Source organism: Prescottella equi (assembly GCF_020171745.1).
Classification (GTDB): domain Bacteria; phylum Actinomycetota; class Actinomycetes; order Mycobacteriales; family Mycobacteriaceae; genus Prescottella; species Prescottella equi_A.
In genome coordinates, this window is sequence record NZ_JAIVAH010000018.1 from 38958 (window position 1) to 51472 (window position 12515).

Sequence of the window (12515 nt, forward strand, 5' to 3'; positions counted from 1 at the left end):
ATATTCGCCATCAATGCTCGCGAACGAAACTGACGAGCGGTTTTCGGAATCCCGGGAAACCACGCACAGTTGACGAAAACGGGCACGTCCCCGCACCAGCGCGTAGACGTGCCCGTCGGAGGTCGACCGTCAGACCTCGTCGAGCGAGTCGTCCTTGGTTTCGCGCATGACCAGCAGCGACACGAACGTCAGGGCCGACGCGATCAGCAGGTAGATGCCCACCCAACCGACGCCGTAGGTCTCGGCCAGCCACGTCGCGATGAACGGCGCGACGGCCGCGCCCAGGATGCTCGCGGTGTTGTAGGCGATGCCCGAACCCGTGTAGCGGACATTGGTCGGGAACAATTCCGGCAGAACGGCGCTCATCGGGCCGAACGTGAGCCCCATCAACACCATGCCGATGACCAGGAACACCAGCATCCGGGTGTCGGTCATGCCCTCGGCCGCGAGCAGGAGCCCGAACGTCAGGCCGAAGACCATCATCGCGGCGGTGATGACGAGCAGCGTGATGCGCCGGCCGTAGCGGTCGGCCAGCCAACCGGCCACCGGGATGGTCGCCGCGAAGAACAGCACTGCCACCAGCTGCAGGACGAGGAAGTCCCGGTACTGGAAGCCCGCGCCGTAACCGCCGTCGGCGGCGGTCTTGCCGGTGCCGTAGCTCAGCACCCACGTCGTCATGATGTAGAAGAGCGTGTACGTCGCGAGCATCACGAACGTGCCGATGATCAGCTGACGCCAACTGGTCTTGAAGACCTGCTTGAGCGGGGTCTTGACCTTCTCGCCGTTCGCGACGGCGCGCGCGAACACCGGCGTCTCCTCGAGCTTGAGACGGACGTACAGGCCGATCATCACCATCACCGCGCTGAGCAGGAACGGAATGCGCCAGCCCCACGTGAGGAACGCGCTGTCGAGGTCCGGGTTCGAACTGCTGGTGTAGCCGAGCGCCAGCGTGAGGAGCAGGAACAGGCCGTTGGCGAAGAAGAAGCCGATGGGGGCGCCCAACTGCGGCCACATCGCCGCCCACGCGCGCTTGCCGCTCTTCGCGGTCTCGGTCGCGAGCAGCGCCGCACCGGACCACTCGCCGCCGAGGCCGAGACCCTGGCAGAACCGCATCAGCGCCAGCAGCGCGGGCGCCCACAGCCCCACCGCGGCATAGGTCGGCAGCAGACCGATGAGGAACGTCGCCACGCCCATCGTGAGCAGCGAACCGACGAGCGTGGCCTTGCGGCCGATCCGGTCACCGAAATGGCCGAAGACGATCGAGCCGAGCGGACGGGCGACGAACGCGAGACCGAACGTCGCGAACGACGCGAGCAGCGCCGTCGTGTCGTTGCCCTTGGGGAAGAACAGGTGCGGGAAGACCGATACCGCGGCCGTCGCATAGATGTAGAAGTCGTAGAACTCGATCGACGTGCCGACCATGCTGGCCACGACGATGCGGCTACGGGGCACACCGGCCACCGTCCCGTCGTCGGCCGACGCCGATAAGTCACCGTGTCCGCGCTCGGCGGACTCCACACCCTTGCTCACGTGAATTTCTCCTGCACCTGTGTCCCCGACGGACCCCGCGGGCCCCTGCGGACGCTTCCACTGAGTGGAAGTTCATCCCAAACCTTAGGAATTGAACACTTCACCCGGATGCGTCGCAACCACGCGCTATCGGACTGATCGGTTGCAAAGAACACGTTAAGATCTATGGAGGTGTGCCGGGAAGTCTGGTCGGCGATGTTCTGCCGTACCCGTCGAAACCCCTGGTGAGAGGCTTTCCTTGATTTCTGCCGCACGCTCCGAACTCGGCCGCTATCTCCGCACGGAGACGGTCGGCGGATCAATCCTCCTGATCGCCGCCGCGGTCGCGGTCCTGTGGGCAAACTCTCCCCTCGCCGACGCCTACACCTCGCTGCGGGACTGGCAGATCGGCCCCAGCGCGATCCACCTGAACCTGTCGCTCGGCACGTGGGCGCAGGACGGTCTCCTCGCGATCTTCTTCTTCGTCGCGGGCCTCGAGCTCAAACGCGAACTCGTCGTCGGCGAACTCGCCGACCGGAAGAAAGCCGCGCTGCCGATCATCGCCGCGTGCGGCGGTGTGTTGCTGCCCGCGATCATCGCGGCCGCCGTCGGCGCCGGCGCGCCCGGCATGGACCGCGGCTGGGCGATTCCCGTCGCCACCGACATCGCGTTCGCACTCGGTGTCCTCGCCCTGACCGGTTCCCGTATCCCGGCGAGCGCCCGCGTCTTCCTGCTCAGCCTCGCGGTGGTCGACGACCTGCTCGCGATCATCCTCATCGCGGTGCTGTTCACCGGATCGATCGCGATGCTGTGGATCCTCACCGCGGTCGCGTGCATGGTCGTCTACTGGTACGCGCAGCACCGCCGGATCACGACGCCGTTCCTGTACGTCCCGCTCGCGCTGCTGACCTGGTACAGCGTCCACGAGGCCGGCATCCACGCGACGCTCGCGGGCGTGGCGCTGGGGCTGCTCACCCGGGTCCGCACCGATCCCGACGAGCAGTTCTCGCCCGCGGCCCGGCTCGAGCACCGTCTGCAGCCGTGGTCCGCGGCCGTCTGTGTGCCACTGTTCGCCCTGTTCGCGTCGGGAGTCCCGATCAACGGGGAGGTGCTCGGCGCGCTGTTCACCGACCGGATCTCGCTCGCGATCATCCTCGGTCTGCTGGTCGGCAAGACCGTCGGAATCTTCGGGATCTCGTGGCTGGCGATCCGTCTCGGCATCGCCACCAAGCCCCGCTCGCTCGGCTTCCGCGACATGTTCGCCCTGTCGGTGCTCGGCGCCATCGGGTTCACGGTTAGCCTTCTTGTGGCCGATCTCGCTCTCGCGGGTGTCGGCGACGGCAGCGAAGCGGACATCGCGAAGGCCGCGGTGCTCATGACGTCGTTGGCTGCGTCACTGATCGGATCGGCGCTACTGTTGCGGCGCGGACGGGTTCATCAGGCTCGCGCCGCTGCCACCGATGTGTGAGGTCGACTTGCACATCACAGCTACCAGCGCGTCAGAGCTACCTGGAGGGGTCGAGAAGTGAGTGTCACCAACGGCAGTGGAGTCACCGGAAACGGCAGCCGGGCCACCGGCGACGGGGTCCCGACGACGATCTCCTCGATCCCCCTGACCGATCCGCACAACCCGGAGACGGCCTCGATCGGCACCCTGGTGCGCGACGCGACCGCCCAGGTCTCCACGCTCTTCCGCGCCGAGGTGGAACTGGCGAAGGCCGAGGTGACCAGCGAGGTCAAGAAGGGCCTGCAGGGCAGCCTCTTCTTCATCCTCGCGCTCGCCGTCCTGGTGTTCAGCTCGTTCTTCTTCTTCTTCTTCCTCGCCGAACTGCTCAGCGTGTGGCTGGACCGGTGGGCCTCGTTCCTGATCGTGTTCGCCCTGATGGTCGTCGTCACGGGCGTCCTCGCCCTGCTCGGCTACCTGCGGGTTCGCAAGCTCCGCGCGCCGAACAAGACGATCGATTCCCTCAAGCAGGCCGCCACGGTGCTGCCCGGTCAGCGTCCGGAGGCAGGCTCTCCGCTGGGCACCGGAACGGGCACCGCCGGCTGATCGCCGCCGTGGCCCCATCAGTGACACAGCCAGATCCGTCCACGGTCCGTTTCGACGGACCGTGGACCCATCGGGACATCCACGCCAACGGCATCCGTATCCACGCCGCCGAGGCCGGACCGTCCCACCCCGACGCCCCACTCGTCGTGCTCCTGCACGGCTTCGCCGACTTCTGGTGGACGTGGCGCCACCAGCTGACCGCACTGGCCGACGCAGGATTCCGAACGGTCGCGGTCGACCTGCGCGGCTACGGCGACACCGACACCCCGCCCCGCGGCTACGACGGCTGGACGCTGGCCGGTGACATCGCCGGCCTGATCCGCGCGATGGGCCACACCGACGCGACGCTCATCGGACACGCCGACGGCGGACTGGTCTGCTGGGCCACCGCGCTCCTGCACCCGCGGCTGGTGCGTTCCATCGGCCTCGTCAGTTCGCCGCACCCGATCGCACTCAAGGACGCCGTCCTGCGCGACCGCGGGCAGCGGTCGGCGCTGCTCCCGACGTTCCTCCGGTACCAGGTGCCGTGGCGCCCCGAACGGCGTCTGCTGCGATCCGAGGGCGCCGAGGTCGAACGTCTGCTGCGAGCCCGGTCCGGGCCGGCCTGGGCGCAGTCCGACGAGTTCCCCGAGGTGGTGGGCCGCCTGCGGTCCGCGATCCGGATTCCGGGCGTCGCCCACTCCGCGCTCGAGTACCAGCGCTGGGCGTTCCGCAGCCAGTTCCGCCCCGACGGCCACCGGTTCATGACCGCGATGGACCACACGCTGCGGATCCCCGTCCTACAGATGCACGGCGACCTCGATCCGTACGTGCTGAAGCGCACCGTCGAGCGGTCCACCCGGCACGCACCCGGTCAGCAGCTGCACTCGATCCCCGACGTCGGCCACTTCGCGCACCAGGAGGCACCGGCCGAGGTGACGGCCGAGCTGCTGCGCTTCGCCCTCGCCTCCCGCTGACACACCAGCAGCGCATCAGTTGTTCCTCTCGGAGGTCAGGAAGTCGAGCAGGATCTGCCGACTGTGCTGTGCGGGGATGCTGCCGAACGCGTCGTCGAACGCGTGATCGGCGAAGGGGAGCACCTCGAGAGTGGAGTCGACGCCGTCGGCGCGGAGCTCGTCGTGGAGTTGGCGGACGGAGGCCGGTGTCGCGCTGTGGTCGCGGTCGCCGACTACGAGCAGGGTGGGCGGTAGGCCCGGACCGACGGCTCCGAGCGGTGAAACCTCTGCGTAGCGATCGGGAAATTGATCCGGGGTGCCACCGGTGAACAGTTCCGCGGCGTTGCGGCTGCCGAGAATGTTCTGCTCCCACATCTGGGAGACGTCGGTGCCGGGATAGAAGCCGACGACCGACGCCGGTGCGGGTGGCGTCGGGCCGCCGTCGGTGGCGGTCAGAGTTCCGTTCTGCAGACGGTAGGCCGTGTTCATTGCGAGGGTGCCGCCGGCCGACATTCCGCCCAGGGCGATCCGATCCGGGTCGAGTCCGTACTCACCGGCGTGGTCACGTACCCAGCGCAGCGACGTGACCAGGTCCTGCGGCGCCGCGTCCCAAGTGGGGCGGTCCTCCGTGGCGAGCCGGTACTGGACGGCGAACACCGCGACGCCGCGGTCGGCGAGCCAGCGCCCCGTCCCCCGCAGGTCCGCCTTGTCGAACGTGTGGAACCCGCCGGCATGCGCGAGGATCACCGCCGGGATCTTCTCGGCCGACGGAGCGGCCGGGTCGTGGCCCTCGGGCAGGTACACGTCGACATCGAGAGGTTCGCCGTCACGGACGGTGTAGGTACGTGTCGCGTCGGGTGTGGTTCCCGGGTACGCAAGTTGCGTGCCGACATCGCGGAGCGAGATGTCGGTGCCGGCTCCGGCCGCCGCGGCGATCTGAGTGCCGCCGATCCCCAGCGCGGCAACGAGTGCCAGGGAACCGATCGCGGTGATAGCGGCGCCCCATCGGCGGAGTCCGGCGCGCCAGGCGAGCAGTGCGAGGACGGTCCCGCACAGCGCGAAGAGTGCCATGTGGAACGGGTACTGGCCACCGAGGACGGGGCCGAACAAGCCCACCTTCGGGATCGACGGGAAGTAGGCGCCGATCATGACGATTGCGAGCAGCACGGCGATGATCGTCGCCGCGGTCGCCGCGACTGTGCGTGAGATGCGAATGGGTAGGCCGGGTGAGTCCGTCGGCATCGTGGTTTCCGCTCCTGTGGGTGTGAGAAATGTCGGGGTCGATCGACCCCTTCACTGTCGCCCGCGGGGTCGGGCATCCACCTCCCCCGCGGGAGCCAACTTCCCGGGTAGCTCTCACGGGGGACGCGACCGCGCACAGGGTGGTCGACAATCGACGACGTGGAAGCCGCACCGCACCCGAAGCCGTCCGGATCGAGCCTGATCGACGCGGTCCGGGCCGGTTCCGGTGAACTCTTCACGCTCGAACCGATGCCGCTGCCCGGCCTCTCGTGGCCACGCGCACTGCGGTGGCTACCGCACGTACTCCTCGTCGTCCTCGCCGTTCTGCTGTCGATGACCGGCGCGGACGACACCGCGACGGCGCTGGCGACGGCGCACGCGGCGACGATCGTCGTGGCGTTGAGGTGGCCGGTACCGGCCTGGTGGATCTCGCTGGGGTTCGTCGTCGTGCAGGCTGTCGCCCATCCACCGAGCTACGACAACCAGCAGTGGATGTGGCTGGTCCACGCGATCGTCCTGGCGTTGCTGGCCTTCCGGGTCCGGACGGCCACCGCCCTCGTTGCGGCAGTGGTGAGTGTCGCGGTCGCGGTGGTGCTCGAACTGGTCGGGATGCAGATCGGGTCCTGGCTCGTCGTGGCGGCCGCGGCCACGGAGTTCGCGTGTGCGGTCGCCCTCGGCATCCTGGCGCACGGGTGGCGGACCGACCGGGCGAATCTGGCCGCCCAGATGGAACTGAACGCCCGCGAGAGGGCCCAACGAACCGTTCTCGAGGAGCGCTCGGCGATCGCTCGGGAACTCCACGACGTGATCGCGCACCACATGTCGGTGATCTCCATCCAGGCGCAGGCGGCGCCGTACCGGGTCGAGAACCCCCCGGACGAGCTCGTGAACCAGTTCCGGCAGATTCGGGAGACGGCACTCGACGGTCTCGCCGAGCTACGGGCCCTCCTCGGGGTGCTCCGGCCGACGCCGGACGGTGCAGCGCCGACAACGCCCCAGCCGTCGTTGAGCGACATACCGGCACTGGTCGATTCGATGCGCGCGGCCGGCGTCACCGTCACCCTCGATCGACGCGGCCCTCTGGACACCCTCCCCGACGGGGTTCAGCTGGCGTTGTACCGAATTCTGCAGGAATCCTCGAGCAACGTGGTGCGCCACGCGTCAGGGGCAGCCACCCGCGTCGAACTCGTCCACACCGGGGAGTCGGTCAGGCTGTGCGTGTCCAACGAAGCGCCGCCGCAGCCCACACGAGCGAACGACATGTCCCCCACCGGCGGCCACGGGCTGATCGGCATGCGCGAACGCGCGGTGATGCTCGGAGGTCACCTGACCGCGGGTCCCACGCAGTCCGGCGGATTCGAGGTCCAGGCCGAGCTGCCCACTCGCCCGGCGACGTCGTGAACGACAATCTCAGAGCATGAGCATCCGGGTCATCATCGCCGACGATCAGGCAATGGTTCGCGACGGCTTCTCGGTTCTGCTGGGCGCAACGCCGGACATCGAGGTGATCGCCACCGCGGGCAACGGGGCCGAGGCCGTCGCCTTGACGTCGGAACTCGGGCCGGACGTCGTGTTGATGGACATCCGGATGCCGTTCCTCGACGGAATCGAGGCCACCCGCCGGATCGTCGCCGCGGGCGGCCCGGCTCCCCACGTCCTGGTGCTCACCACCTTCGACCTCGACGAGTACGTCTACCAGGCACTGCGGGCGGGCGCATCCGGATTCCTGCTCAAGGAAGCGTCCGCTGCCGACCTTGCCGACGCCGTCCGGACCGTCGCGCGGGGAGACGCGCTGCTCTCACCGGACCTGACCAGACGACTGATCACCGAGTTCTGCCGCCTGGAACCTCGCGACACCGCCGACGACTCCGCACGGGTACACACCCTCACCGCCCGCGAGTCGGAGGTCCTCGTCCTCATCGCGAGCGGACTGTCCAACAGTGAGATCGCCTCGAAGCTCTTCGTCTCGGACGAAACCGTCAAAACCCACGTCGGCAGGATCCTCGGCAAGCTGCAGCTCCGGGACCGCACCCAAGCCGCCATCTACGCCTACGAGTCCAGACTCGTCCGCCCCAAGGACTAGGAGACCGAACTCCCGGCCCCGCCTCGATCAGGCGATGCAGACGCCCGTACCCACAGCGGCGCGCGACTGACCGGCCTGCTCGAGCTGGCGCGACACCTCGTCCGCGGTGAGGACGAATCCGGTGTCGCTGTCGTCGACGGCGGCACCGAACACGACGCCGAGGACACGTCCCTGCTCGTCGACGAGCGGTCCGCCCGAGTTGCCCTGACGGATCGACCCGCGCACCGTGTACACCTCGCGCTCGACGTTGCCGGAGCGGTAGATGTCCGGGCCGCGCAGGTCGAGGACCTCGCGGATGCGGGCGGCGCTGGCCGTGTACGGTCCTCCGCCCGGGTAGCCCAGCACGATCGCGCTGTCACCGGTGCGCGCCTTCTCGGGCGCGAACTGCAGCGGGGCGGCGGTGAGCCCGGGAACGTCGAGCACCGCGACGTCCACCGCCGGATCGAACAGGACGACACGTGCGTCGAGCGGTCCCGCCGCCGTGTCGACGGTGACCGACGACGTGCCCGCCACGACGTGCGCGTTGGTCATGACCCGTTCGGGACCGACGACGAAGCCGGATCCCTCGAGGGCCTTCTGGCAGCTCGGCGCCGCGCCACGGATCCGCAGGACACTCGACTGCAGCTGCTGCGCCACCGGGCTCGCGAGCACGCTGGCGTCGGGCGGTTCCACGTTCGTGATGGGGGTCCGGCCGAACGGGCCGATGACGTCCGGCAGACCGGAGGTGTCGAGCAGGGCCGAGAACTCGCTCGGCACGTTGCGCAGCCAGTTCGGGGCGACGTCGTCGACGGTGCTGAGCACCTTCGACCCGCGCACCGCGGTGGCCACGTTGGCCTGAGTCGACGTGGCCAGCGGGATCGCGAGCAGCCACGCCGCGACCAGGACGGCCGTCAGCTGCAGACCCGCGCCGACGACGCTGTCCACCGATCGCGCGACGGGGCTGTGCATGCCGCTACGGGCGGCCCGGCCCAACACCATGCCGGCGACCTCACCGATCACGACGAGGACGACGATCAGCGCGATGCCGGCGAGCACCCGGGCCCGCCCCTCGTCGACGTGGACGAGGACGTGCGGGGCGATGAGGATGCCGGCGACCGCACCGAGCACGACGCCGAGGAACGCGAGCGCCGACGCGACCGCACCCTGCCGCCAGCCCGACGACGCGGCCAGCAGCGCGATCAGGATCACCGCCAGGTCGATCCATCCGGATCCGCTCAACGCTCCCCCTTCCGAGCCTGCTGCCCGAAGTTTCCGTCGTTCTCGTCCATCCCGGTCGCGACCCGGGTGAGCGTCGCGTCGAGGTCACGCACGTCGTGGTGATCCCACTCGATCTCCCAGCCGGACACCGTGAGCAGTCCCGCGAGCACGCCGGCGGTGAAGCCCCACACGAGCATGCCGTCCACCTCGAACGCCGGGCCCTGATAGCCGGCGCGGTGCCGGACCTGGAACCGGTTGTCGGGGTCGATCAGATCCCGCACCGGCACCCGCACCACACGTTCGGCCTCGGCCGCGTCGACGACGCCGACCGGGCTGGGATCCCGCCAGTAGGCGAGCACGGGGGTGACGTCGAACCCGGACGGCGGGATGAACAGCTCCGGCAGCGTCACGAGCGGTTGCACGCCGGCGCGCACGAGCCCGGTCTCCTCCTCCGCCTCACGCAGGGCCGTGTCGACCGGGCCGTCGTCCTCCGGGTCGGCCGCGCCGCCGGGGAAGGCCACCTGACCGCTGTGCTGACGCATCGTCGACGCCCGCTGTGTCAGCAGCACGTCGGCGTCGGCGGGCAGGCCGCCGACGGCGAGGGGGTCGGATTCGGGCGATCCACCGAACAGCACCAGCACCGCCGCGGGCCGCACGGCGGCGCCGTCGGGCGCACGCCGGTTCAGCACCGGGTTGACGCGATTGGGGTCCGCGGGCGGGGTGTGTGTGACACCGCGCAACCACTCGGGCGCGGCCGCGGGATTCAAGGACGGGTGCGATCGGAAGCTCATGCGGCGACGCCGAGGTACTGCTGGACGACGTCGGCGATCTCGTCGACGCTACGGAACGGCTGCGGCAGGATCTTCGCGACGGATCCGTCGGGGCGGATCAGCACCGACACCGGCAACACCGCGGGCGATCCGACGGCGGCCTGCACGCGCGCCGACCCGTCCTGGACGCCGGGCAGGTGGACGTCGTACTCGGCGAGGCGCGCGAGGGCGTTCGCCTCGTTGGGATCGGTGTGCACCGTGAGTACGGTAACCGCGCTGCCCGCCCGATCCGCGTACTGCTGCAGATACGGCAGTTCCTCCCGGCACGGCCCACACCAGTAGGCCCACAGGTTGAGCAGGACCGGCTTGCCGGCCAGCGACGCCGCGAGGTCGACGCGACTGCCGTCGCCGACACATTCGAGGGTGATGCCGTCGAGCACCGACCCCACGGGAGCGGGACCGCCCGGTGCGGGGCACGGCGCCAACTCCGCGTCGGCCCGGGCCGCGGCCAGCGACTCCGGGGTGTCGGCGGCCCGCCGCTCCTGCTGCGAACCCGAACGGTCCGCGCCGGGATAGCCCCCGACGTCGGCCGCCTCGTCGCCGCCGCGTGGCCAGATGGCCACGATCAGGGCCGCCACCACCACGAGCGCGACCAGACTCCACCGCGCTGCACTCGACATCCGCATACCGCTCACATACCTGCCAGTTCGAGAAGGTGCTCGGTCTCGGGGCCCTTCACGAGCGCGGCCGCCGCGGCCTTGTCGGTGGGCCCGGTGCCGTAGGACGGGCAGTCCTTGGCCAGTACGCACACCCCGCACGCCGGCTTGCGCGCGTGACAGACCCGACGACCGTGGAAGATCACGCGATGCGAGAGGTCGGTCCACTCCTTGCGTTCGATGAGTGCGCCGACCGCGTGCTCGACCTTGACCGGGTCCGTCTCCTCGGTCCACTTCCAGCGTCGGACGAGCCGACCGAAGTGAGTGTCGACTGTGATTCCGGGCACGCCGAACGCATTACCGAGGACGACGTTCGCGGTCTTGCGGCCGATACCCGGCAGCGTCACGAGGTCCTTCAACTTGTCGGGAACCTCGCCGTCGTAGCGCTCGAGAAGCGCCTGTCCGAGGCCGATGATCGAGTTCGCCTTGTTCCGGTAGAAACCGGTCGACCGGATGTACTCCTCGAGTTCCACACGATCGGCCTCGGCGTACGCGCGGGCGTCGGGGTAGTGCGCGAAGAGAGCGGGAGTTACCTGGTTGACCCGCACATCCGTGCACTGCGCCGACAGGATCGTCGCCACCGTCAGCTCGAGCGGCGTGGTGAAATCCAGCTCGCAGTAGACGTGCGGGAATGCCACCTTCAGGCGGCGGTTCATGCGCCGGGCCCGGCGCACCAAGGCCAGCCGGGACTCACCCGACGTGACGGGTTCTACGTCCGATTTCGGGCCACCGGCCGAGGTCGCATGCACCCCGACAACTCTACGGACTCAGCAGCCGATCGGATTCCGGACCGTGTCGCTTCTGAGACCTTCGTTGTGTTTACTTCCGCATATGCAAGGTCTGGCTGTGGTGCTGTTTCCTGTGCTGCTGATGCTGTTCGCTCTGGCCATGGAGCGCGTCGAGTTCCGGCTCCGTCGACTCACGGTCCGCGAACAGGAGGTCGAGGAGTTCCTCGACCAGGCGAGCCAGTCGGAGGTGGCGACGCTCGCGTCCGAGGGCTTCCCGCACGCCCTGGCCCGTTTCAACCGCCGTCGGCGCAGTGGCCGCGGCGAGGCCGACGATTCGGACGATGCCGACAGGACCGCCCGCCGGGCGAGCTGAAACGACACCGGCCGAGATGCGGCCGACCCGAATCATGTTGTCCCGACACTCCGAATCGGGCATCTTCCGCAAAGTTGTGAAACTCTACGTGGTGTCCGTGACTCGTCACACAGGCGCGGCAAGTAGACTTTGTGTGCGTACTCGTTGCATGAGACCTCCGTCATGTGCAGCAACTTGCATCGATGAACAGTTTTTCCCAAAGGAGCGCACGTGGACGAGGTCCTGGCCAGAGCCGGCATCTTCCAAGGAGTCGAGCCCTCGGCGGTGGCTGCACTGGTCAAGCAGCTTCAGCCCGTCGATTTCCCGCGCGGGCACGTCATCTTCAACGAGAATGAGCCCGGTGACCGGCTGTACATCATCGTTTCCGGCAAGGTGAAGCTCGGCCGCCGCTCGCCGGACGGCCGCGAGAACCTGCTGACGATCATGGGTCCGTCGGACATGTTCGGCGAACTCTCCATCTTCGATCCGGGTCCCCGCACCTCGACCGCGACCACCGTCACCGAGGTCCGCGCCGTGAGCATGGACCGGGACGCCCTCAAGTCGTGGATCGACCAGCGTCCGGAGATCGCGGAGCAGCTGCTGCGCGTCCTCGCACGTCGTCTGCGTCGTACCAACAACAACCTCGCGGACCTGATCTTCACCGACGTCCCCGGTCGTGTCGCGAAGGCGCTGCTGCAGCTCGCCCAGCGCTTCGGCACCCAGGAGGCCGGCTCGCTCCGCGTCACGCACGACCTGACGCAGGAAGAGATCGCCCAGCTCGTCGGCGCGTCCCGCGAGACCGTGAACAAGGCCCTGGCCGACTTCGCGCACCGCGGCTGGCTGCGACTCGAGGGCAAGAGCGTCCTGATCTCCGACTCGGAGCGTCTGGCGCGTCGCGCTCGCTGATCGCCTCCGGCGTCGGCACCTGAACAA

At 68.9% G+C, this 12515-nt stretch carries 13 protein-coding genes; 7 read left to right on the top strand and 6 right to left on the bottom strand.

From position 1 onward, the window contains the following. Window positions 1–129: 129 nt before the first annotated feature. The gene (locus tag LCL87_RS15030; RefSeq protein WP_225021562.1) at window positions 130–1518 is read right to left on the bottom strand and encodes an MFS transporter; all 1389 of its coding nucleotides are present in this window, start codon (window positions 1516–1518) and stop codon (window positions 130–132) included. Between the two features lie 250 nt (window positions 1519–1768). Here LCL87_RS15030 and nhaA point away from each other — a divergent pair, with 250 nt between their 5' ends. From nhaA to LCL87_RS15045, 3 genes are read left to right on the top strand one after another with little or no spacing between them, the layout of a single operon-like run. After that, window positions 1769–2977, top strand: coding sequence for a Na+/H+ antiporter NhaA (nhaA, locus tag LCL87_RS15035; RefSeq protein WP_225020953.1), 1209 nt, complete (start codon window positions 1769–1771; stop codon window positions 2975–2977). A gap of 57 nt (window positions 2978–3034) precedes the next feature. After that, a complete protein-coding gene (locus LCL87_RS15040; protein WP_225020955.1) occupies window positions 3035–3559 on the top strand; it encodes a phage holin family protein in 525 nt (174 codons plus the stop codon). 20 nt (window positions 3560–3579) lie between these two features. Then, entirely contained in the window at window positions 3580–4515 is a 936-nt protein-coding gene (locus LCL87_RS15045; protein ID WP_225020957.1) for an alpha/beta hydrolase, read from the top strand. A 15-nt stretch (window positions 4516–4530) separates the two neighbouring features. On the opposite strand, the gene LCL87_RS15050 is transcribed toward LCL87_RS15045, so the two are convergent. Continuing rightward, window positions 4531–5736: an alpha/beta hydrolase gene (locus LCL87_RS15050; protein ID WP_225020959.1), complete on the bottom strand. Its 1206-nt coding sequence runs from the start codon at window positions 5734–5736 to the stop codon at window positions 4531–4533. Window positions 5737–5895: 159 nt separating this feature from the next. Here LCL87_RS15050 and LCL87_RS25900 point away from each other — a divergent pair, with 159 nt between their 5' ends. Both LCL87_RS25900 and LCL87_RS15060 read left to right on the top strand, forming a co-directional pair. Then, a complete protein-coding gene (locus LCL87_RS25900) occupies window positions 5896–7137 on the top strand; it encodes a histidine kinase (protein ID WP_225020961.1) in 1242 nt (413 codons plus the stop codon). Window positions 7138–7153: 16 nt separating this feature from the next. Then, complete coding sequence (locus tag LCL87_RS15060) at window positions 7154–7819, top strand: response regulator transcription factor (RefSeq protein WP_225020963.1); 666 nt, start codon at window positions 7154–7156, stop codon at window positions 7817–7819. Window positions 7820–7846: 27 nt separating this feature from the next. Here LCL87_RS15060 and marP read toward each other — a convergent pair whose 3' ends face one another. The 4 genes from marP to nth are packed head-to-tail and all read right to left on the bottom strand — an operon-like array spanning window position 7847 to window position 11158. Next, window positions 7847–9037, bottom strand: coding sequence for an acid resistance serine protease MarP (gene marP, locus LCL87_RS15065; protein WP_225020965.1), 1191 nt, complete (start codon window positions 9035–9037; stop codon window positions 7847–7849). Next, entirely contained in the window at window positions 9034–9807 is a 774-nt protein-coding gene (locus LCL87_RS15070; protein WP_225020967.1) for an NUDIX hydrolase, read from the bottom strand. Before LCL87_RS15070 ends, marP begins: the two co-directional genes overlap by 4 nt. After that, window positions 9804–10472 (bottom strand): TlpA disulfide reductase family protein, encoded by a 669-nt coding sequence (locus tag LCL87_RS15075; protein ID WP_225020969.1) that lies wholly within the window; start codon window positions 10470–10472, stop codon window positions 9804–9806. Before LCL87_RS15075 ends, LCL87_RS15070 begins: the two co-directional genes overlap by 4 nt. A gap of 5 nt (window positions 10473–10477) precedes the next feature. Next, on the bottom strand, window positions 10478–11158 hold the full coding sequence (gene nth / locus LCL87_RS15080; protein ID WP_225021564.1) for an endonuclease III: 681 nt from the start codon (window positions 11156–11158) through the stop codon (window positions 10478–10480). A gap of 175 nt (window positions 11159–11333) precedes the next feature. On the opposite strand from nth, the gene LCL87_RS15085 reads away from it, so the two are divergent. Both LCL87_RS15085 and LCL87_RS15090 read left to right on the top strand, forming a co-directional pair. Beyond that, a complete protein-coding gene (locus LCL87_RS15085; protein ID WP_225020971.1) occupies window positions 11334–11603 on the top strand; it encodes a hypothetical protein in 270 nt (89 codons plus the stop codon). Window positions 11604–11813: 210 nt separating this feature from the next. Further along, on the top strand, window positions 11814–12488 hold the full coding sequence (locus LCL87_RS15090; protein WP_225020973.1) for a Crp/Fnr family transcriptional regulator: 675 nt from the start codon (window positions 11814–11816) through the stop codon (window positions 12486–12488). Window positions 12489–12515 lie beyond the last annotated feature (27 nt).